The sequence below is a fragment of the Peptoniphilus duerdenii ATCC BAA-1640 genome, from assembly GCF_000146345.1.
GTDB classification, from domain to species: domain Bacteria; phylum Bacillota; class Clostridia; order Tissierellales; family Peptoniphilaceae; genus Peptoniphilus_B; species Peptoniphilus_B duerdenii.
Genome location: NZ_GL397071.1, coordinates 1,558,320 through 1,583,510, shown reverse-complemented (window position 1 = coordinate 1,583,510; position 25,191 = coordinate 1,558,320). Strand labels below are relative to the sequence as shown.

Genomic DNA, 25,191 nt, shown 5'->3' with positions numbered 1-25,191 from the left:
AAATTATTTCTCCTTTAATACTAAATTATGTGAACCAACTGTGTATCCCAAAAGGTCGCAGGTCACAAAAATAAAACCAAATGATTTTAGATTTTTTACAATTTCTAATCTGTGTTCTATTAAGAGTTCAAATTGATTCTCTGTAACTTCTATCCTGGCTAAATTTCCGTGGTATCTAACTCTATGATTTACAAATCCTAAAGACTTTAAATACTCTTCAGAAAGCTCGACTTGTTTTAAAATTTCTTTAGTAATTTCGGTTCCATATGGAACTCTTGAAGCTAAACATGCTGCAGAAGGTTTATTATAAGTTTCTACATTCATTTCTTTAAGAAGAGTCCTTATTTCACTTTTAGTAAGCTCAACTTCTTTGAGAGGACTCTTTACATTTAGCTCTTTAAGAGCCTTCATCCCTGGTCTATAATCACCCTCATCGTCTGCATTAGTGCCATCAGCAACTATTTTAAAACCATTTTTTTCAGATATTTCTATAACCTTTGAAAAGATTGAATGCTTGCAATAATAACATCTGTCCTTTGAATTTTCAACGAAACCTTCTATGCTATATTCATCTGCAGGTATTCTAATTAAATCAATATCGTATTTATCTGCAAATTCCTTAGCATAATTTTCTTCGGATTCTGGTTGCATTGATGATATTAAGTTTATTGCAAGTATATTTTCTTTTCCTAAAATCTTTTTTGCTGCTACTACTAAAAAACTAGAGTCAACTCCTCCAGAAAATGCCACTGCAATCCTGCCGTATGACTTTAATAGATCTTCCAATTTTTTATATTTTTTTTCGATATTAATATCCATTATGTCTTTCTACCAATCTATTTATTTGAGCAGCATTGTACCCTGCTCCGAAACCATTGTCGATATTTACAACATTAATTCCTTCTGCACAAGAATTAAGCATAGTTAAGAGAGCTGAAACTCCTTTGAAGTTAGCTCCATAACCAACTGAAGTAGGCAGTGCTATTACAGGAACATCTACAAGACCAGCTATAACTCCAGGTAGCGCTCCTTCCATTCCTGCTACGGCTATGATGGCATTTGCATCTTTAAAATGATTTAGATTATTTAAAAGCCTATGTAGGCCAGAGATGCCTACATCATATAGTCTATCTACATTAGCTCCGAAGAATTCTGCTGTTTGAGCTGCTTCTTCTGCAAATCTAATATCAGCTGTTCCCCCTGTAGCAACGACAATTTTACCTATTCTTTTCTTTTTATTTCTCTCTATCTTTAAAACACCTGATATTTCGTCAAATAACACATCAGGAATTTCTTTTTTTATAAGTTCATATTGCCTAGAAGATGCTCTGGTTCCAAGAACATTCCCTTCCCTTTGCGAAAAACTCTTATAGATTCCTAGAAGATGTTCATCTGCTTTACCTTCGCAGAAAATAACTTCACCAAATCCAGACCTTATTGATCTATGATAATCGAGTTTGGCATAGTCTAAATCCTCATAAGGAAGATTTTTTAAATAAGTCTCTGTCTCTTCTAGAGATATCTTACCTTCTTTAAATTTATTTAAAAATTCTTTAATATCCATATTCCACTCCTCAGATAATTATAACATTTGTTATATTTTTTCTCAATTTTGTTCTTTAATTAAAAAATAAATGATATACTATATTTGAGGTGGTATGTATGGATTTTTCTATAAAAGATGATATTGTTAATATAAAAAATATAGATTTAAGAGGAATCTCTATTTCCGATTTTGAAAAAGAACTAAGTCTAATTATAAATTATAAATTCAATATCCTAGGAATTACAAAAAATTCAATAACTATAAGATTTTTTATAAAAAATATTTTAAATGCTGAGTTCGCACAAAGTCTTAGAAATAATATTATAAAAATTTTGAATAGAAATAATAAAGATAATTCATCTACATATAAAAAATTTATAATTATTCCTACTGGAGATGAAATATTAGAAGGGATAGTTGAAGATCAAAACAGCCCTATTATTGCAGGAATGATTATTAGAAAACTCCCTGGTTCTTCAATTATTAGATCCAAACCTTCTCCAGATAATAGTGAAGGTTTCTTAGAAATTTTGAATCAAAATTTAAGTAAAAATCCGGATTATATAATCATTATTGGAGGAACTGGTGGAGGCAGGAATTTTTCTGAATCTCTTTCCAAAGATATTGTTCACGACGTTTTAAAAAATAATTTTGAAAATATATTATCCAGAAATATTTATGGAAGAAATGGTCATCTATTCTCCACTCTTACTATAGTTCTTGAAAAAAATACAATCATATTGTCCTTACCTGGACCAAAGGATGAATGTACAGCCTTGTTTGAAGTATTTTTGGAAAATATAAATGAAGATGAAAGAGTAATATTAGACAAATTACGAGGTAGACTCATAGAAATACACGAAACAAAGTATGATCAATTAGCTGACAAAGAACTTTCTGAAGAAGAAATAATTAAACAAATTATAAAATTTAGAAGCATGGGTCTTGGTGCTAGACAAATTGCAAAACAGCTTAATAAGAGTGGCTCTAATTTAAAATTTTATCAAGTGCAATATAGATTAAATAAACTAGAAAATAAGATATAAAAAAATCCTTTGCTACATAGTAGTCAAAGGATTTCTCTTTATATTTAGTCTTCATATCCATATGATTCGTAAAATTCTTTTTTATATTCCAAAAATCTATCTTCTAAAATAGCATTTCTAATATTTTCCATTAATTTAGTTAGAAAATATATATTGTGGATAGATAGAAGTCTGTAGGCTAATATTTCATTGACATTGAAAAGATGTCTTATATATGCTTTCGTATAATTTTTACAAGTGTAGCAATCACAGTTTTCATCTAGACTTGTAAAATCTTCTTTATACTTTCCATTTTTAGCAATTACTCTACCAACTGAGGTCATAGCAGTTCCATTTCTTGCAATTCTAGTAGGAAGAACACAATCTGCCATATCTATCCCATGCTCTACTGCTTCAAATAAATAATCAGGAGTACCAACTCCCATTAAATATCTTGGCTTATCTTCAGGTAAAAAATCTGTTGTATAATCAAGTATGTCAACCATTATATCTTTAGGTTCACCTACAGATAGACCACCTACAGCATATCCAGGAAAATCCATTGCTACCAAATCTTCTGCAGATTTTTTTCTTAAATCTTTATACATTCCACCTTGAACTATTCCAAACAATGCTTGGTTATCAGTATTTTTATGATGATCTTTGCATCTCTTAGCCCATCTTGTGGTTCTGTTCATAGAATGCTCAATATATTCATAGGTAGCTGGATATGGTGCACATTCATCAAAAGCCATAATTATATCAGAGCCCAATGAATTTTGAACATCAATTGAAACTTCTGGAGATAAAAATTGTTTAGATCCATCTATATGAGATCTAAAAGTAACTCCTTCTTCAGTAATTTTTCTATTCGCACTAAGACTAAAAACCTGAAATCCACCACTATCTGTAAGAATAGGGCCATGCCAATTCATAAATTTGTGAAGACCTCCAGCTTTTTCTATAATTTCTGGACCAGGTCTTAAAAATAAATGATAGGTATTTGAAAGTATGATTTGTGCACCCAAGTCTTTAACTTCTTCTGGAGTCATAGTCTTAACTGTTGCTCGAGTACCAACCGGCATAAAAACAGGAGTTTTAATTATTCCATGATTTGTTTTTATTTCTCCAACTCTTGCTTTTGTATCTTTTGATTTTTTTATTAGTTTATATTCTAGCATTAATTCCCCTTTATAAACATAGCATCTCCAAAGCTAAAGAATCTAAATTTATTTTTTATTGCATATTCATAGGCATTAAATATTATATCTTTGCTTGCAAATGCAGATACTAACATCATAAGTGTCGATTCAGGTAAATGGAAATTTGTAATTAAAGCATCAACTATTTTAAATTCGAAACCAGGATAGATAAAAATATCAGTCCATCCTGAAGTTTCTTTCACACGTCCATTTCTACCTATGGTTTCTAGTGTTCTCATAGAAGTTGTGCCCACTGCTATAATTCTTTTACCATTTTCCTTAGCATCATTTATTATTTTAGCAGTCTCTTTATCCATCATATAAAACTCTGAATGCATATGATGTTTTTCAACATCATCTACCTTCACAGGGCGAAAAGTACCAAGCCCAACATGAAGTGTTATTGGCACTACTTTAATTCCTTTTTCTTTTATTCTATCAAGTAGATCTTCGGTAAAGTGTAGTCCTGCTGTTGGTGCTGCGGCAGATCCATCAATTTTGGAATAGACAGTTTGATATCTTTCCTTGTCTTCTAATTTTTCTGTTATATATGGAGGAAGTGGCATGTTGCCAAGTTCGTCTAATATCTCTTCAAATATCCCGTCACAATGAAATTTGATATATCTATTGCCTTCTTCATCTACTCTTTTAACTTCACACTTTAATTTGTCTGAAAATATAATTTCGCTTCCAACTTTAGCTTTTTTTCCTGGTTTTACTAAACATTGCCAGGTGTCCTCTTCCCTTTTTAAAAGTAAAATTTCTATTTTTTCTTCTTTGTCTTTTCTATGACCAAATAAACGAGCAGGGATAACCCTGCTATTGTTTACTACAAGAACATCCCCTTCATTTAAATAATCAATAATATTATAAAAATGACATTCTTCTAAATCTTTAGAGTTTCTATTTACTATTAAAAGTCTAGAAGAAGCTCTATCCTTTAGAGGATGCTGTGCTATTAATTCATGTGGTAAGTCATAGTAAAAATCACTAGTTTTTAAACTCATCTTATGTCTGTACCTTTAAAATAATATTTTAATATATCTTCGGTTTTAAAACCTTGTTTCGCCATTTCAACAGCCCCGTATTGACTAAAACCAACACCGTGACCGTATCCTCTTCCTGTAAATTTAAATCCATCAGATGTCCTTTCTATATCGAAAAGTGTAGATTTAAATTTTGCATTTCCTATTTTAGATCTAAATGTAGAAGTTTTTAATTCTTCAATCCCATTTATAAGAATCTTTTTAATCCTACCTGAACTATCTTTTTCAATTAGATCCAAAGAGTATATATCTTTTCCAAATATTCTTTTTAGATCACTATTTTTAAGAGAGATATCCCAATTATAAGTAGAATATTTGTCTTCAAATGAAGCAAGATAAGGAATTGATTTTCCTCCCCAAACTTCAGATGCATCTGCCACAATTCCACCAGAAGATGCTCCAAATATGGTGTTTGCTATATCATCTCCATAATAAACCATTACGCCTTTAGTTGAATCTACCGCCTCATTAGATCTCTTCTTCTCAGCATCTAGACCATAGTAAACTTGTGATGATGTGGTATCATTTAAATTATATCCAAGCTTTTTATATTTGTTTATATTTGCCATAGCAAAAGATCTAGATACAATAGCTTGAGCCTTTAAAGCTTCAAGTGGATAAGACGCTGATAACTCTTTAGGGACTACGCCCTTTAGGTAATCTTCTATCTCAACATTATTAATAACGTCTAGTTTAGAATTATTTATCCTAAAAGAAATGGATCCTCTGTATCTTTTGCCATTCACAGATATTGGTGCATCTGAAGAAATAAGCATAACTCCATTGGTTTGAAACGAATCTACGACAACTTTATTTTTATTTAAAACTTTTATGTCTTTTCCATCAAAATTAATTTTTAAAGTCTTAGTATTTGTTTTTATAGAAATAGTATTATCTATTACTATATTAAAATTTGTTTTACTTTTTAATTCGATAGCTTCACCATTTGAATAAGATTTTCCAATTTTTATATCCAAATTTTGTGCATAAGCGCTAACTGTAAGTAAAACACAAACTATAAGTACACTAAAAATTAATCTAAAATTTTTCATAAAAAACTCTCCTCACTATTTCCATAAGGAATATTTAAATGGTCATATGCAAGCTTTGTAGGCATTCTTCCTCTTGGAGTTCTATTTATAAATCCTATTTGTAATAAATATGGCTCATATGCATCTTCTATAGTTACTCTTTCTTCTCCAACTGAAGCCGCTATTGCATCGATTCCTACCGGTCTTCCGCCATAATTTATAATCATTACTTCTATGATTCTTCTATCTAATGAATCTAATCCATATTCATCTATTTCTAAAAGATCAAGTCCTCTATTAGCTACGTCTTCTGTAATTATACCATTTTCTTTAACTTCTGCATAATCACGAACTCTTTTTAATAATCTATTAGCAATTCTTGGAGTACCTCTAGACCTTTTAGCAATCATTTTAGCCCCATTTTTTTCAATCGGAATATTTAATATTTTAGATGATCTTAGAATTATATTTTCAAGAGCTTCATTATCATAGAGCTCTAAATTTAGTATGACACCAAATCTGTCTCTCAAAGGATTTGTAAGTGAACCCGCTCTTGTTGTAGCTCCTATTAATGTGAACTTAGAAAGATCCAGTCTAATTGATCTTGCAGACGGTCCCTTACCTACTATTATATCTAGAGCAAAATCTTCCATTGCAGAGTAGAGAATTTCTTCTACAGATTTATTTATTCTATGTATTTCATCTATAAACAATACATCATCTTCTTGGAGATTAGTTAGAATGCTTGCTAAGTCGCCAGGACGTTCTATAGCTGGTCCTGAGGTAACCTTTATATTTACTCCCATCTCATTGGCTATAATTCCTGCTAATGTAGTCTTACCAAGTCCAGGAGGACCATTTAAAAGAACATGATCCAATGATTCATTCCTATTTTTAGCAGCTTCAATAAATATCTTTAGCTTTTCTTTTGCCTTATCTTGTCCAATGTATTCACTTATCCACTTAGGTCTAATACCAGACTCTAATATATCTTCAGAAGGTGAAAAATTTGGTTCTACTAGTCTATCTTCCATTCTTACCTCCCAATATTTTTAAGTGCTATCTTTATTTTATCATCTACACTTAATGAAGGATCTACATTCATAAGCGCATTCTTAACTTCAATAGCAGAAAAGCCCAATCCAACTAAGGCTTCTATAGCATCGTCATTTTCTAAAGGTACACTTTCTTTAACATCTGGTATAAAATCTCCAAATATTTTAACAATTCTGTCTTTAAGTTCGAGAATTATTCTTTCTGCGGTTTTTTTACCTACACCTGGTGCTTTGGTAAGAGATTTAACATCTGATGAAAGTATATATTTTCTAAGTTCCTCCTCACCATACATTCCCATTATTCCCATAGCAACCTTAGGACCAATACCAGAAACCATGGTTAAAAGAGAAAAAATAGATCTTTCTCTCTTAGATATAAATCCGTAGATGGAAATATCATCTTCTCTAACCACCATTTTTGTAAATAAAGTTATTTCTTCATTTAATCTTATTTCTTTATTTTCTCTACTGCTTACATTAATTAAAAGACCTATTCCACCAACCATTATAGTTACAGAATTTTCTTCTTTTAAAATAGCAATACCTTTTACTATATCTATCATTTCATTAAAAAGCTTTCTTTAAAATTTATTGAGTTTGCATGAGTTATAGCAATTGCTAGTGCATCTGCCGCGTCATCTGGTTTTGGAATTTCTTTAAGATTTAGAATCATCTTTGTCATCTCTTGAACTTGTCTCTTCTCAGCTCTTCCATATCCAACTATAGCTTGTTTTACTTGTAAAGGCGTGTACTCATATACATTATCTGTAAAAGTAGAAGCAACTAAAACCTCTACTCCCCTAGCCTGAGCCACACTTATAGCTGTTTTTATGTTTTTATTAAAAAACAACTCTTCAAAGGCTATGTCTTCCGGTTTGTATTTAATAACTATATCAGTCATTTCCTTGTAGATTTTTTTTAATCTATTTTGAAATGGTACACCAGCCTCAGTCTTAATAACTCCATGCGTTAAATATTTATATTTATTTCCTATTACTTCTATTACACCATAGCCTACCAAAGCTAGACCGGGGTCTATACCTAATATTATCATATTATCACTCTTTTTTAAAATATTTTTGCCAATATAAAAGAAAAAGACTAAGTTTTATAAAACCTAGTCATTTATATCTTTTTAAAACTCTGTCATTGACTCCGTCCCAGAATGAATTTTTATAAACTCTAAGACCGTCTCTCAACATAAACTTAATTATTTTTTTATTTAAACCTAGTAGTTCATTTCTTGTCAAAGCATTTCCAAGTTCAATAAAACCTTCCTCTGGATTTTCAGAAAACATAAGTTGTTTATCCAGGAATGAATTCATCATATATATTTTTTTTCTTAAAAGTTTGAAGTCTAGCTTCTTTACTATGTCCTTTATCTTCTTTTTTGGATAAGGTAGCTTTTCTACATCTAAAAAAACTCTATCTTTTATCTTTTGTACTTCCTCAGGAAGGACACTACTTTTAAAAAGTTTTTTACAAGTATATATTTTATTTAAATCATAGATAGAAAAAGCTAAGGATTCAACCATATCTACATGAACCTTGGAATTAAACCCAGCTCTATAACCTTCTAGGTACATAGCAAGCTCAAATTTATTGATATCATCGTGAATAACTGAACTAATATTGTATGCCAGTAATTCTTTTCCTTCTTTATGCTTAAGGAAGGATACTAAGTCTTTCTTTAGGTGCTTTAACGAAATGTATGACGGAGTAATTGTATTGATGGAATCTTCGATATTGTATGAATTAAGCAATATATTCATAGAATCAACATCTCCATCTAATAAGAACTTATCTAACAAAAAGTCTTTTACATCTTCAAAACAATAATTTTTATATACTTTTAATTTTCTTTTTCCGATTATATTATTGCTTTTTGCCGGTAACATTTCACACCTCTTTCTCGTAATTAATATTATACAACAAAAATGTATTGAAATGTTAAATAAGTCAAATTTATATTTAAAATTAAAATTCGATAATTTTTATAAGAGAACTATTCCATTTTCTTTAGAATGTTTAATTATTTCGTCATCCCAGATTGCAGCCTGTACCTCTCCTATATGATTCTTTTCTAAGAAGAACATACAAAGTCTAGATTGACCAATACCTCCACCTATAGTGTATGGAAGTACATTATTTAAAATATTTTGATGGTATGGAAGGGATAATCTTTCTTCCTTTTCATCTATTCTAATTTGTTTTTCTAATGAATCAGCATTCACTCTAATACCCATAGATGATAGCTCTAGAGCATTTTCTAAAGGTTCATTCCAGAACAATATATCTCCATTTAAATTCCAATCATCATAATCAGGACTTCTATCATCATGCTTATTTCCAGAATTTAATCTATATCCAATTTCTTCAATAAACACAGCCTTTTTATCTTTAGCAATTCTTTTTTCTCTTTCTTTTGGACTATATTTAGGATATAGGTCTTCAAGTTCTTGAGTGGTTATAAAAGTAATTTCTTCTGGAAGTTTTTTACTTAATATATATGGATAAATGTGATTAATATAATCCTCTGTATTTTTAAAGACTTCATAAATCTCACTTACAGTTTGTCTAAGGTAATTCTTATTTCTGTCTTCAAGTTTAATTATTTTTTCCCAGTCCCATTGGTCAACATATATTGAATGTATCTCATCAAGAGTTTCATCAGGTCTTATGGCATTCATATCAGTGTATAAACCTTCATAAGTATTAAATCCATACTCTTTCAAAGCATTTCTCTTCCATTTAGCAAGTGACTGTACTATTTCAACATTTATGGATCCTTTTTGAACTTTAAAATTTACAGGTTTTTCTACTCCTGACAAATTGTCATTAAGCCCTGTTTCAGGTCTAACCATAAGTGGTGCTGATACTCTTGCTAAGTTAAGTGTATTAGCAAGATCCCTTTGAAAATAGTCTTTAAGCGTTTTAATAGCAATCTGAGTTTCTTTTAAATTAAGTTCTGTTGCATCAGAATTATATCTCATAATACCTCCTAAATTAAAAAATTAGTCTCTCACAATTTGTGAAAGACTAAATAAATTGCAATTCCATTTCTTCACTGTAAATAAATATGGTTTCAAATATAAAATCACATATTGAAAAAGATAAGCTCATAGCATAATCTAAATCATTTTCAAAAGAAAATTCATTTTCTAAGTATTTATCTACAACAAATCTAACAAATTGTTCAACACTTTGTCTCATTGTTATGAAATGATTTGAATAAAGCAAGGAATTATCTATATCCAAAACTTTAAACTCGTGTTTCAATGAATACTTTGCTAAGTCTTTTTCATATTTAATATGACTTTTAAGATCTTCAATATTAGTGCAAGTTTCTCTAATAGCATGAGGTTTGGTTGTAAAATCACATAGATAATGAGAAATTATACCTAATCTCTTGCTGAAAAACCTTTTAAAGAAAGGTTTCATATTATAGAAATCTACATATCTAGATATATATATTAAATTAACTATTTCCGAGGAAATATATCCTATAGATTCTTCAAGATAATGTCTTTTAAATTTATAGTACGGAAGATAGTCTGGAGCAACTGAGCCCCATCTTAATTTCTTTTTATTTAATCTAATTCCATATTCAGAATAAACTCTATTGAAAAGTTTATCTGCGATTAAAGTATGAGTTTCTGCTAATATTCTAAACACCTTCTTTTCTACATTCATTATATCTGTAATGAACTTTACTGTCAATTAATAACGGTATTTTTTATCAGTGGCCATACAGAGCTGGTTTCAAATCCCTTTCTCCAACTTGCCACGCCACCTAAATTATACTTATTAATAAGTGTAAGTTTGTGTTCTATACTAGAGTTATCTTCAATCCAAATTTTCTTAAGCCCATCATTATCTTGGTACTGAACATAGTTTTGTTTAGCAACTTCATCAAATTTAGGAGTAAGACCTCTCTTAGCTATAATATCTTGTACAGCTGCCATAGATGCCGTTGTTGAACTAACTGATCCATCAGGTTTTTCTGTCCAAATTCTTGTATATGTTGGAATACATAGTATGAATTTATCTCTAGGTATTTGTCTAATTAAATTATTTATATTGCCTTCTACCCATTTGTATTCAGCAACTGATCCTGCTTTGGTAGAGCTTCCCCAGTGTTGATCATACGCCATTAACATTACATAGTCTACATGTTTAGATAGATTAACCCTATCATATGGTTCCTTAGTTACATCTTTGGAAATCTGTGGTGTTACATCTATTGACACCTTTATACCATGTTGTTTTAATCTAGCAGCGATCTCTTTAGTGAACTGAGTTATATCATCTCTTGAATCAATTTTAGTATGTTCAAAGTCAATATTTAAACCTTTCATTCCATAGTAATTAAGAGCTCTTATTACCTGATTTATAATGTATTCCCTCTTCGTTGGAGATTTAAGAGTTGCTTCAGTTATATTTGGATCAAATGAATTGTCTAAGTAACCCCATACATCAATTCCTAATGATTTATATTTTGTTACATACTCCATTTTTCCTCTATCAATTAAATCACCATTTTCATTGCCGATAGAGAACCAGGTAGGACATATAACTTCTAAACCTTCTATTGGAGAAATAGCAGCTATGGAAGCATCTGACTGAGTTGAATAAGTATAGTCCCATGTTAAATTAAGAGGCCTTTTGGCCTCTGTGGTTACTGTGTCTTTAATTGTTGAGAATTTTCCGGATCCGAAATCAACTTCTAAAAGATCTTTCTTTATATATCCTTTATATCCATCTTTTATACGAACTTTATAGAAATCTCCTTCTTCTCCGAAAACTAATATTTCTTCATTTCCTTGTAGGTTCTTTACAATTGGAGATTGAAGGCTAGCTTCTTCTCTTAAATTGGTTCCTTGACCCTTGAGAGTTCCTTTTGCATAGTTTATATTTGTATAATCCATGATAAGTAACTTCAAATCATCTATATATCTTAACTCTACAGGATAATCATATATAAAAGCTTCGATAGGTACAAATATTTTATTATCTTTTTCAATGACTGGATCTCTAAGCGCGACTTCATTTCCATTTTGTAACATTTTCATTTCACCAACTTTGATTCTTTTTGTACCTTTATCGTTGGCAAAAGTAATGATTTTTTCATTTTCATTATAATCTACATCTTTATCTATTTTATCTTTAATAAAATCCAATGCTAGATAGTATTGACCGTCTATCCTATCAAAAAGAGATTTATCAACATCATCAGCTTCACAAATAAATGAGAATTCATTATATTTTGTAGATATAACTTTAGAAGATCTGCCTTTTAATAAATATATAAAAGCCCCACTTGCTAAAATTATTAAAACTAACAGCCCTAACAGTATTTTTTTCATAAATTTCTCCTTTAATAATTATAAGATAATTATAATACAGAATTAAAATTAATTCAAAAAAAGATCCTTTTGCTTAAAGGATCTTTTTTATTAATAGTTAGTTTTTTCTTTAACTTTAGCAGATTTTCCTTGTCTATTTCTGATGTAGAATAATTTAGCACGTCTAGTCTTACCTTTTCTAGTAACAACAAGTTTAGCTATTCTTGGAGAATGTACTAAGAAAGTTCTTTCAACTCCTACTCCGTAAGAAAGTCTTCTTACAGTAAATGTTTGTCTAACGCCTTCTCCTTGAACTTTTATAACGGTTCCTTCGAAAACTTGAACTCTTTCTCTAGAACCTTCGATAATTCTATAATGAACTTGAACTGTATCTCCAGTTGAGAAACTAGGAACTTCTTTAGTAATTTGTTCATTTTCAATTTGTCTGATTAAATCCATTTAAGATCCTCCTTCCTTTTTATCCTTAATAAATTTAAAAAGATCTGGTCTTTTTTTCTCTGTTTGTAATATAGACATCTCTCGTCTATATTTTTCAATTTCTTGATGGTTTCCGCTGAGTAGTACATCTGGAACTTTAAGTCCCATAAATTCTTGAGGTCTAGTGTATTGAGGATATTCTAGAAGACCATCCATATGAGATTCATCTTCATAAGCTTCAGATGAAGCTAGAACTCCGTCAATCATACGAGATACAGAATCTATAAGCACCATAGCTGGAATCTCTCCACCCGTTAGTACATAATCACCAATAGATATTTCTTCATCTATATAGTTTTCAATTATTCTCTCATCTATCCCTTCATAATGACCACAAAGTAAGACTATATGTTCTTTTTTAGAAAGGTCTTTTATTAGTTTCTGATTTAAAACTTTTCCCTGTGGAGATAAAAACACCACATGAGAATTTTCGGTTTTGACACTTTCTATTGCCTTATAAACAGGCTCTACCATCATGACCATGCCCTGGCCACCACCATAAGGGTAATCGTCAACTTGACCATGTTTATTAATTGCAAAGTCTCTTATATTTATGCTCTCTACAGAAATAAGGCCATTTTCTATAGCTCTCCTTATAATACTGTAGCCTTTTATTGATTCAATAAATTCAGGAAAAAGAGTAAGCGTTGTAAATTTCATCAAAACATACCCTCAATAGGATTCAATATTATTCCTTTTTCTAAATCCACACTAACTATAAAATTATCTATAAATGGCACATAATGAACAGTATTACATTCATCTTCTATTTCCAAAATATCATGAACTGGATTTTCTAAAATGGATTTTACGGTACCTAAAAGATTATTCTCAGCATCGTAACAATTTAGTCCAATTACTTGGTATTGAAAATATTCGCCTTCTTTTAGATTTATACGATCATCTTCTAAAATATAGATGTATTTACCTTTAAAAGGCAGTACTTTATTAATATCATCATAACCTTTAAGATCTAAATATACCAGATTATTACTAATTCTTCTATTAGAAATTTCAATTTTTAAATCATCTAGTATTATATAGTTAAGACTCTTAAATCTATTGATATCAGAAGTTATTGGCTGTACTTTTATAGTTCCTTTTATACCATGTGTATTTAAAATTTTTCCTATTATTAATTGATCAGTTTTCAATTTGCAAGTTAACCTTTATATTCTCTTTAAGAGACATTGCTTTTAAAATGGTCCTAATTGATTTTGCAATTCTTCCTTGTCTACCTATTACCTTCCCCATATCAGCCTCAGCAACATGAAGAGTAATATCGATAGAAGAATCTGTATTATTAAATTCAACCTTTACAGAGTCCTTATCTTCGCAAAGAGATTTTGCAATAAATTCTACTAACTCAACCATTTGAGACCTCCTATTCGGATTATTCTTCCTCTTGGTTAGCTTCAGTTGTTACTTCTTTTGATTTTGGTTGGTAAACATTATTTTCTTTGAAAAGTCTATCAACTGTATCAGTTGGTTTAGCACCATTTTCAATCCATTTGTTTACAGACTCTAGATTAACCACCACTTTTTTTGGTTCAGTTAGTGGATTGTAGTATCCTAGTTCTTCAATAAATCTACCATTTCTAGGAGCTCTAGAATCAGCTACTATTATTCTATAAAATGGATTTTTCTTTGAACCCATTCTTCTAAGTCTAATTTTTACTGCCAAATTATTCACCTCCTGTTATTTATACATTAAAATGGAAAAGGTAGTTTAAACTTGCCTTTTTTCATTTTATTGCCCATTCCCGAAAATTGTTTCATCATTTTTTTCAGTTCTTTGAATTGTTTTAGAAGCTTATTAACTTCTGTTACTGGTACGCCAGCACCATTTGAAATACGTTTCTTTCTAGAAACATCAATAATTTCTGGTTTAATTCTTTCTTTTGGAGTCATAGATCTTATAATTGCTTCTACCCTATCGAATTCTTTTTCATCGACATTTAAGTTCTTTAACATTTTATTGTTAACTCCTGGAATCATCGCAAGTATATCTTCTAATGGACCCAAATTTTTAACTTGTTGCATTTGATCTAAAAAATCTTCAAAAGTAAAAGATTGATTCTTTAACTTTTCTTCAAATTCTTTAGCTTTCTTTTCATCTACTGCTTCTTGAGCTTTTTCTATTAGGGAAAGAACATCTCCCATTCCTAGAATTCTATTACTCATACGATCTGGATAAAAGACTTCCAATGAATCCATCTTTTCTCCAAGAGATATGAACTTAATAGGTACGTCGGTTACAGCTCTTAATGACAAGGCAGCTCCACCTCTTGCATCTCCATCAAGTTTAGTAAGAATAACTCCTGTTAAATCCAATTTTTCTGCAAAAGATTCAGTAACATTTACTGCATCTTGTCCAGTCATAGCATCTAAAACTAAAAGTTTTTCTTGAGGATCTACAGATTTTACAATATTTAAAAGCTCATCCATAAGATTTTCATCTACATGAAGTCGACCAGCAGTATCTATAATTACTACATCATTACCATTTCTTTTTGCATGTTCTATTGAGGCTTTTGCAATATCTACTGGGTTAATCTTATCTCCCATAGTAAATACTGGAACATCAATACCTTCTCCAACAACTTGAAGCTGTTTTATAGCAGCTGGTCTGTATACGTCACATGCAACTAAAAGAGGTCTTTTTCCTCTTTTTTTCATTTGTAATGCAAGCTTACCAGAGGTAGTAGTCTTACCGGCACCTTGAAGACCTGCCATGACAAATACTGATGGGTTTTTAGAAAGATCTAACTTAGATTCTCCTTCACCCATTAGTGTTTTTAGCTCTTCATTTACGATCTTTATTACTTGTTGTCCTGGAGTCAAGCTTTCAAGAACTTCAGATCCAAGTGCGCGTTCTTTTACTTTCTTTGTAAAATCTTTAACTACTTTAAAGTTAACATCTGCTTCAAGTAATGCAAGTCTTACTTCTCTCATGGCCAAATCAATATCTTTTTCAGTTAATTTTCCTTTGCCTCTTAGTTTAGACAAAGTATTTTGTAATTTATCTGAAAGTGATTCAAATATCATCTTCAACCTCCATGTTAAAAAGTACTTTTTTAATTTTGCTTAAAGTTTCTGAGTCATAATCCTTTGAATTATTTTCAAATTCATCAAATAATTCTTTTAAGATTTCTAGTTTTTTTTCATTTTTGAAGCGATTGTTAATCATCTTTAGTTTGTCTTCATACTCACTAAGATTTTCAATACCTCGTTTAATATTATCTGAAACTCCTTGTTTGGATATTTTTAGTATGTCTGCAATTTCATTTAATGAATAATCATACTCGTAGTACATTTCAAGACATTTCTTTTGTCTTTCTGTAAGTAGATTCTTATAATAAATAAGCAACATATTTATTTTGAATATATCTTCCATGCTATCACCTTAGGAGTAATCAAATTAATAGGGTCAAGTTATTTCCTTGACCCTATTAATTATATTTATATTTTATGAATTTGTCAACACTTTTAATGAAATTTATTTTATAGCAAACCTATTTCATCATATATTTCATCAACTTGTCCATTTTTTATATAGACCCTTGGTATTCTCGAACTAAAGTGAGTTGAATAAGAAGTTGCAATCTCTCCTGCTAGTCCTGCGACTTCTTCTATAGTTATCTCTTCATCTCCATCCATTCCTATTATTGTACATATTGTATCCATGTCACAGTTGACATCTGTAACATCAACCATCATTTGATCCATACAAATTCTACCAATAACAGGACACCTTTTACCATTTACTATGACATCTATTTTATTTGAAAGAATTCTAACAACTCCATCGGCATAGCCTATAGGTAGAGTTGCTACTTTTGTATCTCTATCGCAGGTATATGTAAGCCCATAGCTTACTTTTTCATCTTTTTTTATTGTTTTTATATTAGAAATTTTTGCTTTTAATGAACCTATATATTTTAAATCAAAACCTTCTTTTTTCAATCCTTCAGATGATCCATACATAATGATTCCTGGTCTTACAGCATCTAGATTGAATTCTTTAAAGTTCATTATAGCCATAGAGTTAGAAATATGTTTGTAAGGAATTTCAATTCCTATATTTTCTATAATTCTTGTCATTCTAATAAATTTATCAAATTGTTTTCTCGTATAACAAGAGTTAGTATCTGCTGCGGCAAAATGTGAGAAAGCTCCTGATACTTCAATATTTTTACTATTCTTAATAGTTTCCATATTTTCGATGAATTTATCATCTTCGACGAACCCTATACGATTCATTCCTGTTTCTAAAGGAATATTAATTTGAGCAGTTAAATTTATTTCTGATGCAATCTTTTCTAAATTTAAGACATCATCTTTTGTATATATAGAAAGCTCAACTCTATTTTCTATAGCTTTTTTATATAGGTTTCTATCAGTATAACCAAGAATCATAATTTTAATATCAGAATGATACTTTCTAATCTCTAGAGCTTCTTGTAATGTAGCTACAGCAAAATAATCAATTCCTTCTAAAATCAAAGTATCAACTATCTTTTTAATCCCAAATCCATATGCATTTGCTTTTACTACTGCAATAATAGAAGAGTTAAGACTTATATTTCTTTTAATAGTTCTAATATTATCGATTAATTTATCTAGATCAACTTCTAAGAAACAAGATCGAGTAAGTTCTTTATTCTTCAAAAAGTGCCTCCACAAAATCTTTAGAATTGAAATTTTGTAAATCATCAATTCCTTCGCCAACTCCAACCAATTTAATTGGTACTCCTAGTTCTGATTGAAGCGCTAACACTACTCCTCCCTTAGCTGTACCATCTAATTTAGTTAAAACCATTCCAGTTATATTTGCAGCTTCTTTAAAAGTCTTAGCTTGATTGATGGCATTTTGACCTGTAGTTGCATCTAGCACGAGAAGTGTTTCTCTTGTAGCTTCTGGATACTTTGTTTCAATAACATTAGATATCTTTTCCAATTCCTTCATCAAGTTTTGCTTATTATGAAGTCTGCCTGCAGTATCGCAAATAAGAACATCAATATTTCTTGATTTAGCTGCTTCTATTGCATCAAATATAACTGCGGCAGGATCAGAACCTTCGTTTTGGTGTATTACATCTATATTAGCTCTATTTCCCCACTCTTTTAGTTGTTCGATAGCTGCCGCTCTAAATGTATCTCCAGCAGCAACAAGTACAGATTTACCTTCTTTTCTAAATCTATTTGCAAGTTTACCTATTGTGGTTGTCTTGCCTACACCATTTACTCCTACAACAAGAATTATGGATTTATCACCTAGATTTAATTCAGAAGATTTATCTATATCCATAAGCTTTAATGTTTCCTCTTTTAGAAGAGGTACAACCATATTAGGATCATTAACCTTATTTTCTATTATGCTTTCTCTCAAATTATCCACTAGCTTCATTGTAGTTTCCATTCCAACATCAGCTGAAATTAGTATATCTTCCAAATCTTCTAGCATTTCATCGTCAATTTTAACATAAGCTCCTATGATGGTATTAAATTTTACGCTCATGTCTTTTCTAGTTTTATCCAAACCTTTTTTTAGTTTCGCAAAGAAGCCTATTTTCTCTGGTTCACTATTTTCTAATGATTCTTCTATAAAATCTTTTTCAATTTGAAATTCTTTTTCTGGTTCTTCATTTACCAAATCTTCACCATTATTAATTTCAATAGAAGTTTCATTGTATTCTTCATCTAAATTTTCTAAACCAGAATTATCATTGTCATAATCGTTACCATCATTGTTGCTATTATCGTAACAATTATAGGTACTATCATCATGGTCGCAGCAATTGCAATTATTATTTTGACTTATTTCTTGTAAGTCTTCATTTAATAAACTATCATCTATTTCATCTTTGAATTCTTCGTTAACAATAATATTTTCAAGATTTTCTTCTTCTATATTTTCTTTTTCTTTTTTAAACTTATCTTTAAACCAATTTAACATAAATAATTACTCCTTTAAAAGTGTTGAAATGACTTTACTAACTCCAAGCTCTTCCATTGTAACCCCATATAAGACATCTGCAATTTCCATAGAAAGTTTTCTGTGTGTGATTAATATAAATTGTATATCTTCTAACGTCTTCAAATAATCACAATATCTTGTGATATTTGCATCATCTAGTGCAGCATCTATTTCATCAAGTATACAAAATGGAGCAGGTCTAACCTTAAGTAACGCAAATAGCAACGCTACAGCTGTCATTGCCTTCTCTCCTCCAGATAAAAGAGAAAGTGATTGAAACCTCTTTCCGGGTGGTTGAGCTTTTATCTCTATACCAGCGTTTAAATAATCTTCTTCGTCTTCAATCTCAATAGAAGCTTGACCACCATTAAAAAGTATTTTAAATATTTCATTAAAATATATTCCGATTTTTTCAATTGATTCTTTGAAGTTTTTCTTCATAGAATAGTCTAATTTTTCTATTACTTTCTTAAGCTCATGCTTAGAGTTTAGAAGATCTGTCCTTTGATTCAAATTGAAATCTAATCTTTCCTTCGTATTTTTGTAGTCTTCAATGGATGCTATATTTACTGTACCTAGTCCAGAAATTAAATCTTTTAATTTTTTTATTCTATCTCTTGCTTCTGTAACCGATAAATTTTCAAGTTCATTAATTGAATCTAAGTCTTCCACACCATATTCTTCGAAAACTTTATTTAATAAATCTGATTTTTCTTTATTTTTAAATTCAATATTATTTTTAAGATTTAAAATCTCTTTTTCTAATAAGAATAAATCATTTCTTAGATTTTCATTGTCAGATAATAATTTTTCATAAGATTGTTTTTTATTAAAAATGGAATTTTTAAGTTCCTCTAAATTACTTGAGATATCAGTTTTTAAATCTTGTTTATTTAATAAATCTGATTTATAAATTGATATTTTAGACTCATCCTCAATTATAGATACATTAAGTCTATCTAGTAATAGCCTATTTTCTTCAAGTAATTTATTTTCTTCTTCCATTTTTATAGAAGCCAAACTTTTTTCTCTTGACTTTGAAGATAATTTTTCATCGATTATTTTATTTTTAGTTTCAACTTCATAAAGTTTATCTTTAAGTTCATTCAGTTTTTCTGAATCAGCTTTCAATTTAAGTTCATTCTCTTCCTTGTTGACACTAAGATTATTGAAGTCTAGATTAAGCTTATCGAATCTATCTTGTAATTCTTCTAAATCCTTTAAACCTGAATTAATTCCAGTTTCTAAGCTTTGTGATTCTTTAGTATAATTGTCTTTTGTTAGATTTAAATTATCAAGGGATAATTTAATTTTTACTGACTGTTCATTTAATAGAGAAAGCTTTTTATTATTTTCATCTATTTTAGTATTTAATTCTTTTAATTCATTGGATTTTATATCAAATTGTTTTGTATTTTTCTCTATGGATTCTTTAATTTTTAAAAGATCTTGATGTAAATCATTTGTAAGTCTTTTAAGATTATCTAGCTCTACATTTCTAGATAACACTGAATAGAAATTCTTATTTGACCCACCTGTTATAGTACCACCAACATTTAGACTTTCACCATCGAGTGTTACAACTCTAAATCTATTGTTCGTCTTATTAGAAAAATTAAGTGCACTCTCATAATCTTTAGCTATTACTATTTTTCCAAGTAAATAAGAAAATATATTTTTAAGCTCATCATCAACTTCAATTAGTGAATCAGCATAATTCAAAATCCCTTTTGATTTATAAGGCTCTAAATTGAAATTTAATTTGCTTGGTAGTACTGTATCAATAGGAATAAAAGTAACCCTTCCGTAGTTATTTTTTTTCAAGACTGAAATCATATCATAGACTGCACTTTGTCTTTTCACTATTATGTTTTGAACTGCAGCCCCTAAAGCAATATTTATAGCTGTTTCATATTCTTTTCTAACTTTTAAATTGTCTCCTACTGGTCCAATAAGCTCACCAACAAAAATATTTCTATTTTTAGCATAGGACATAAAAGATTTAGTAGATTTAGAATATCCCTCAAAATTTTCAATAACTGATTCAAGTGACTTTATCTTAGTAGTAGTATTAATTATTTTGTTATCTATTAAAGCATATTCGCTATTAAGCCTTGATAGTTCTTCTCTATCCTTATTTAATTGGCTTAAAGATTTTGCTTCATCAGTTTTTAATTCGTCTATTTCTCTAGTTTGAATTTCTATTTTGTAATTTATTTCTGAATTTGATTTTTCTAAATCTTTTATATCTGATTCAAGCTTTTCTACTACTTTAGACAATTCTAATTTACGATTCTTCCTATCTTCAATCAGTCTAGTTTTAACTTCTATCTGAGAGGATAAGTTAGATTTTTTATCTAAATATTCTAAATGTTGTTTTTGAAGAATATCTCTTTGTAATAAGTTTTCTTCATTTTGTAATATAAAATCTTCTAAATTCTTCTTTTTTTCATAAAGCAGAGTATCAATGTTAGATTTTTCTTCATTTAGTTTATCTATTTCAGATTGTATTTGATTAAACTCTAAAGAAGTCTTTTCTTTTTTATCAATACTATCGTTTATTGAATTATTAGCATTTTCGATTTGTTCTCTTTTGTTTTTAATGCTTTGATTAAGTAGATTTATACCAGAATTAATTTCATTTAATGAGTTGGAATTTTCAAAATTTTTTAAATTTAAATTTTCAAGCTCTATTTGTAGCTTCTCAATATCTTCTTTAAAAATTTTTTCCTTATTTCTAAAGTCTTCTAAATTCAAATTTGTTTTATCAAATTCAGAGGTTTTTTCTTTTAAAATAGTGGATCTATCTTTTAAATAATTAATAATATTTGAATAGTCACGTTTAGATATTGTTAGGTCTAATTCTTTTAATTCTCCTGTGTATTCTAAATACTTAATAGCTTTTTTAGACTCTTCTTCAAGTTCATCTACCCTTGTAGCTATTTCAGAAATTATATCAGAAATTCTAGTTATATTTTGGTCTGTTCTATTTAGTTTATTTAAAGCTTCCTGTTTTTTTGATTTAAATTTTGAAATTCCAGATGCCTCTTCAAATATTGCTCTTCTTTTATCTGGACTATTTGATAAAACTTCATCTATTCTACCTTGACCTATTAATGAATATCCGTCTTTTCCTATACCAGTATCCATAAATAGTTCTTTTACGTCTTTTAAACGAACCTTTTCACCATTTATTCTATATTCTGATTCAAGAGATCTATACATCTTCCTTGATACTGCAACTTCATCGAAATCTATATTTAGTGCTCTATCTATATTGTTAAATAAAATAGTTACTTCTGCAAAGCCTAGAGGTTTTCTTTTATTTGTACCTGAAAATATTACATCTTCCATCTTTTTACCTCTTAAAGATTTTATAGATGTCTCTCCAAGCACCCACATTATAGCATCGGAAATATTACTTTTACCGCTTCCATTAGGGCCTACCACTCCGGTGATTTCATTGTCAAATTCAATTTTAGTTTTGTCAGCAAAAGATTTAAATCCTTGCATTGTAAGAGATTTTAAATACATATTTCTTCCTCAAATTACAATTTTAAAAGCATTATCCTCGTCATTTAAAATAATTTCATCTATATTTTTTATTTGTTTAAATTTTAAAGAATCTAAATTTAGAGATTCTATCAGCATATTAGATCCAGATTTATTCTGTCCGCTAATCATAGAAATATTTCTGCCAGAAGCTTCTATTAACAAATGTTTAATTTCTATGTTTTTTAAATGATCTATAATACTATCAATTAAAATTTTAGTTTCCACTAACTGTCTAAAAGCTGGATGAAAAGGTCCAGCTACTACTGACCCATCATAGTTAATTTCATCTGTTGGTTGTAATCCAATTCTAATAACAGGAATATTATTTTTGTTGTACAATGATAAAAGTTCTGCACAAATGTTTACAGCTTCGTTTAAGTTTAAGGATTTATATTCACTTTTATTATATTTATTTTCCAACTCTGTATCCTTTACAACTAAAGTTGGATAAATTCTAACAAAATCTGGCTTTAAATTCATAAAGTCCATTGCTGTTTGCATTTCTAATTCATCATTTGAGTATGGCAAACCCACCATTTGTTGTAAGCCTACATTAAACCCATACTTTTTTAACATTTTTACAGATTTTTTAACACAATCAAAATCATGCCCTCTTCCAGATTTATTAAGTACATTTTGATTGCTAGATTGTACTCCTAGCTCAACAGTATCAACACCATTAGATTTTAAAATTTCAAGTATATTTTCATCTATATAGTCAGGTCTTGTTGATAGTCTAATGAAAGATACTAAATTTTTCTTTTTATATTCATTAGCAACGCTTAAGAAATTTATTTGATCTTCTATTGGTATTGCTGTGAAACTACCTCCATAGAAAGCAACTTCAACTATAGAATCTTTTCTAAAATAATCCAAATACTCATCAATAGTATTTTTTACAGTTTTTTTAGTAGCAATACTAGTAGAAGCTATTTTATTTTGATTACAAAAAACACAGTCGTGCGGACATCCTAAATGCGGTATAAATATTGGGATTATATTTCTTTTCATTTAAAATTACCTTTTGATAATGCATCTTTAGCTGCCATTTGTTCAGATTTTTTTATTGAGTTACCTTCACCTCTACCAAATACCTTTCCATCCACAATTACTTTTGAATAAAAAACTCGTGAATTTAAAGGACCATTGGTTTTTTCAAGAACATACTCAATGTTTAAGTGAGCCATTTGGCATACTTCTTGAAGTCTTGATTTATAGTCTACTAGATATGATGATTCATGAGCTTTTTCAAGTTCTTCGGACATAATATCTAGAATAAATTCTTTTGCAACATCAAAAGAACTATCTAAGTATATAGCACCAATTAAAGCTTCTAAGGAATCTGCCAAAATAGATAGTTTTTCTCTCCCGTTATTCTTTTCTTCGCCTTTACCTAAAAGAATCATCTCTCCTAAGTTTATTTTCTTTGCTATTTTTGCTAGAGAAGATTCTTTGACAACTTTAGCCCTCATCATTGAGAGTTGTCCTTCTCTAACTTTAAACTGTTTAAAAAAATATTCCCCTACTACTAAATCAAGTACTGCATCTCCTAAAAACTCTAATCTTTCGTTGGAATATTTACATTTTTCTTTATTTTCATTTGAATAAGAGCTATGAGTAAGAGCAGTTCTAAATAGTTCCTCATTCTTAAACTCATAGCTTATATTCAAATATTTTAAATTTTTCAATTTTCTATTTCTAGTTCCTCCACATAATCGATTACATCTTCAATAGTGTTTAGATTCTTTATGTCATCATCTGAAACTTGTATTCCAAATTCATCTTCCATTGTCATTATTAGTTCAACTAAATCTATTGAATCAGCATTTAAATCATCTCTAAAGTCCATCTTAGGATTTAAAGATGCTACATCCATAGTAAATTGTGCTGCTATTATTTCTAAAATTCTTTCTTTCATATTTCACCTCTAAATGAATTTTCTATTTTATCTATAAGTTTATTTTCATGCATTAGTAAAGCTGATTTAGCCGCATTTTTAATCGCATTTCTATCGCTAGCTCCGTGAGCTTTGATTACAAGTTTTTTAAGACCAAGAAGGAGCACTCCTCCTACTTCCCTATAGTCTAAAGTCTTTACGACTGGTGACAAAGATTGCATAACTTCTAACTTAGCATTATCTGATAGATTTGATATAACTTTTGATTTTAAAAGAGTCATTATAAATCCTGCTAATCCTTCAGTATTCTTTAAAATAATATTACCAACAAATCCATCACAAACAAGAACATCACATAGATGCTTATTGATATCTCTGCCTTCTATGTTGCCTATAAAGTTTATATCCGCTTCCTTTAATTTTAAGAAAGCTTCTTTTGTAAGAGCATTGCCTTTATTTTCTTCAACACCAACATTTAATAAACCAACTTTTGGTTTTTCTATTCCTTCTGTTACTTGTTTAAGTACTGTACCTAATTTTGCAAATTGAACTAAAAGATCTGCATCAACATCCATATTTGCTCCAGAATCTATAAGAAGTGTATTTCCATTTATAGTAGGAATTGGTGTAGGAAGTACAGCTCTTTTTACATTGTTGATTCTTCCTGCCATAAACATTCCACCTGCTAGAAGTGCCCCTGTAGATCCACATGAAATAAATGCATCGTATTCATTTAAATTGTTAAATGCAACAACAATAGATGAATCTTTCTTTCTTCTAATAGCAAAAGCTGGTTCCTCTTCATTGGTAATTATTTCTTTTGCATCTAGTATGTTCATATCCATTCCTATTTCATTTAAAATAGGTCTAATAATATCTTCATCACCAACGAGTGTAGGTTCTATATTTAATTCTTCTTTGGATAAAATAGCTCCTTCTATAACCTCTTTTACGCCAAGATCTAAACCAGTAGTATCAAATAATATCTTCATATATCCTCCAAATTAATAA

Annotated in this window: 27 protein-coding genes; 1 reads left to right on the top strand and 26 read right to left on the bottom strand. The window is 29.5% G+C overall.

What is annotated here, in order from left to right:
* Positions 1–3: 3 nt before the first annotated feature.
* The gene (larE, locus tag HMPREF9225_RS07095; protein ID WP_008902264.1) at positions 4–819 is read right to left on the bottom strand and encodes an ATP-dependent sacrificial sulfur transferase LarE; all 816 of its coding nucleotides are present in this window, start codon (positions 817–819) and stop codon (positions 4–6) included.
* Entirely contained in the window at positions 809–1,564 is a 756-nt protein-coding gene (gene larB / locus HMPREF9225_RS07090) for a nickel pincer cofactor biosynthesis protein LarB (protein WP_008902263.1), read from the bottom strand. The genes larE and larB overlap by 11 nt, the downstream gene beginning before the upstream one ends.
* A 98-nt stretch (positions 1,565–1,662) precedes the next feature.
* On the opposite strand from larB, the gene HMPREF9225_RS07085 reads away from it, so the two are divergent.
* The gene (locus HMPREF9225_RS07085; RefSeq protein ID WP_008902262.1) at positions 1,663–2,592 is read left to right on the top strand and encodes a molybdopterin-binding protein; all 930 of its coding nucleotides are present in this window, start codon (positions 1,663–1,665) and stop codon (positions 2,590–2,592) included.
* 44 nt (positions 2,593–2,636) lie between these two features.
* On the opposite strand, the gene tgt is transcribed toward HMPREF9225_RS07085, so the two are convergent.
* From tgt to plsX, 24 genes are all read right to left on the bottom strand, one after another.
* Positions 2,637–3,752 carry a tRNA guanosine(34) transglycosylase Tgt gene (gene tgt / locus HMPREF9225_RS07080; protein WP_008902261.1) on the bottom strand — a complete coding sequence of 372 codons (1,116 nt, stop codon included), beginning with the start codon at positions 3,750–3,752 and terminating at the stop codon, positions 2,637–2,639.
* On the bottom strand, positions 3,752–4,780 hold the full coding sequence (queA, locus tag HMPREF9225_RS07075) for a tRNA preQ1(34) S-adenosylmethionine ribosyltransferase-isomerase QueA (protein ID WP_008902260.1): 1,029 nt from the start codon (positions 4,778–4,780) through the stop codon (positions 3,752–3,754). The genes tgt and queA overlap by 1 nt, the downstream gene beginning before the upstream one ends.
* Positions 4,777–5,871 (bottom strand): SpoIID/LytB domain-containing protein, encoded by a 1,095-nt coding sequence (locus HMPREF9225_RS07070; RefSeq protein ID WP_008902259.1) that lies wholly within the window; start codon positions 5,869–5,871, stop codon positions 4,777–4,779. Before HMPREF9225_RS07070 ends, queA begins: the two co-directional genes overlap by 4 nt.
* Entirely contained in the window at positions 5,868–6,884 is a 1,017-nt protein-coding gene (gene ruvB / locus HMPREF9225_RS07065) for a Holliday junction branch migration DNA helicase RuvB (RefSeq protein WP_008902258.1), read from the bottom strand. The genes HMPREF9225_RS07070 and ruvB overlap by 4 nt, the downstream gene beginning before the upstream one ends.
* Before the next feature lie 2 nt (positions 6,885–6,886).
* A complete protein-coding gene (ruvA, locus tag HMPREF9225_RS07060) occupies positions 6,887–7,468 on the bottom strand; it encodes a Holliday junction branch migration protein RuvA (protein WP_008902257.1) in 582 nt (193 codons plus the stop codon).
* Positions 7,465–7,959, bottom strand: coding sequence for a crossover junction endodeoxyribonuclease RuvC (gene ruvC / locus HMPREF9225_RS07055; protein WP_008902256.1), 495 nt, complete (start codon positions 7,957–7,959; stop codon positions 7,465–7,467). The genes ruvA and ruvC overlap by 4 nt, the downstream gene beginning before the upstream one ends.
* A 67-nt stretch (positions 7,960–8,026) precedes the next feature.
* Positions 8,027–8,803, bottom strand: coding sequence for a hypothetical protein (locus HMPREF9225_RS07050; RefSeq protein ID WP_008902255.1), 777 nt, complete (start codon positions 8,801–8,803; stop codon positions 8,027–8,029).
* 96 nt (positions 8,804–8,899) lie between these two features.
* Positions 8,900–9,898, bottom strand: a complete 999-nt coding sequence (gene asnA, locus HMPREF9225_RS07045; protein ID WP_008902254.1) for an aspartate--ammonia ligase — start codon at positions 9,896–9,898, stop codon at positions 8,900–8,902.
* 46 nt (positions 9,899–9,944) lie between these two features.
* Positions 9,945–10,598 (bottom strand): zinc dependent phospholipase C family protein, encoded by a 654-nt coding sequence (locus tag HMPREF9225_RS07040; RefSeq protein WP_245526541.1) that lies wholly within the window; start codon positions 10,596–10,598, stop codon positions 9,945–9,947.
* A 23-nt stretch (positions 10,599–10,621) separates the two neighbouring features.
* The gene (locus tag HMPREF9225_RS07035) at positions 10,622–12,271 is read right to left on the bottom strand and encodes a glycosyl hydrolase family 18 protein (RefSeq protein ID WP_008902252.1); all 1,650 of its coding nucleotides are present in this window, start codon (positions 12,269–12,271) and stop codon (positions 10,622–10,624) included.
* Between the two features lie 90 nt (positions 12,272–12,361).
* Positions 12,362–12,709 (bottom strand): 50S ribosomal protein L19, encoded by a 348-nt coding sequence (gene rplS, locus HMPREF9225_RS07030; protein ID WP_008902251.1) that lies wholly within the window; start codon positions 12,707–12,709, stop codon positions 12,362–12,364.
* The gene (gene trmD, locus HMPREF9225_RS07025; protein WP_008902250.1) at positions 12,710–13,408 is read right to left on the bottom strand and encodes a tRNA (guanosine(37)-N1)-methyltransferase TrmD; all 699 of its coding nucleotides are present in this window, start codon (positions 13,406–13,408) and stop codon (positions 12,710–12,712) included.
* Entirely contained in the window at positions 13,408–13,902 is a 495-nt protein-coding gene (rimM, locus tag HMPREF9225_RS07020) for a ribosome maturation factor RimM (protein WP_008902249.1), read from the bottom strand. Before rimM ends, trmD begins: the two co-directional genes overlap by 1 nt.
* Positions 13,892–14,122: a KH domain-containing protein gene (locus HMPREF9225_RS07015; RefSeq protein WP_008902248.1), complete on the bottom strand. Its 231-nt coding sequence runs from the start codon at positions 14,120–14,122 to the stop codon at positions 13,892–13,894. Before HMPREF9225_RS07015 ends, rimM begins: the two co-directional genes overlap by 11 nt.
* A 19-nt stretch (positions 14,123–14,141) precedes the next feature.
* Positions 14,142–14,432 (bottom strand): 30S ribosomal protein S16, encoded by a 291-nt coding sequence (gene rpsP, locus HMPREF9225_RS07010; RefSeq protein ID WP_008902247.1) that lies wholly within the window; start codon positions 14,430–14,432, stop codon positions 14,142–14,144.
* Between the two features lie 26 nt (positions 14,433–14,458).
* A complete protein-coding gene (gene ffh / locus HMPREF9225_RS07005; RefSeq protein WP_008902246.1) occupies positions 14,459–15,796 on the bottom strand; it encodes a signal recognition particle protein in 1,338 nt (445 codons plus the stop codon).
* Positions 15,786–16,145, bottom strand: coding sequence for a YlxM family DNA-binding protein (gene ylxM / locus HMPREF9225_RS07000; RefSeq protein WP_008902245.1), 360 nt, complete (start codon positions 16,143–16,145; stop codon positions 15,786–15,788). The genes ffh and ylxM overlap by 11 nt, the downstream gene beginning before the upstream one ends.
* Before the next feature lie 107 nt (positions 16,146–16,252).
* Entirely contained in the window at positions 16,253–17,419 is a 1,167-nt protein-coding gene (gene alr, locus HMPREF9225_RS06995; RefSeq protein ID WP_040551425.1) for an alanine racemase, read from the bottom strand.
* Positions 17,409–18,707 (bottom strand): signal recognition particle-docking protein FtsY, encoded by a 1,299-nt coding sequence (ftsY, locus tag HMPREF9225_RS06990; RefSeq protein ID WP_008902243.1) that lies wholly within the window; start codon positions 18,705–18,707, stop codon positions 17,409–17,411. Before ftsY ends, alr begins: the two co-directional genes overlap by 11 nt.
* A 6-nt stretch (positions 18,708–18,713) precedes the next feature.
* Positions 18,714–22,262 carry a chromosome segregation protein SMC gene (smc, locus tag HMPREF9225_RS06985; protein WP_008902242.1) on the bottom strand — a complete coding sequence of 1,183 codons (3,549 nt, stop codon included), beginning with the start codon at positions 22,260–22,262 and terminating at the stop codon, positions 18,714–18,716.
* 9 nt (positions 22,263–22,271) lie between these two features.
* A complete protein-coding gene (locus HMPREF9225_RS06980; protein ID WP_008902241.1) occupies positions 22,272–23,294 on the bottom strand; it encodes an elongator complex protein 3 in 1,023 nt (340 codons plus the stop codon).
* Complete coding sequence (rnc, locus tag HMPREF9225_RS06975) at positions 23,291–23,971, bottom strand: ribonuclease III (RefSeq protein WP_008902240.1); 681 nt, start codon at positions 23,969–23,971, stop codon at positions 23,291–23,293. Before rnc ends, HMPREF9225_RS06980 begins: the two co-directional genes overlap by 4 nt.
* A complete protein-coding gene (locus HMPREF9225_RS06970) occupies positions 23,968–24,201 on the bottom strand; it encodes an acyl carrier protein (RefSeq protein WP_008902239.1) in 234 nt (77 codons plus the stop codon). Before HMPREF9225_RS06970 ends, rnc begins: the two co-directional genes overlap by 4 nt.
* Entirely contained in the window at positions 24,198–25,172 is a 975-nt protein-coding gene (gene plsX / locus HMPREF9225_RS06965; protein ID WP_008902238.1) for a phosphate acyltransferase PlsX, read from the bottom strand. The genes HMPREF9225_RS06970 and plsX overlap by 4 nt, the downstream gene beginning before the upstream one ends.
* Positions 25,173–25,191 lie beyond the last annotated feature (19 nt).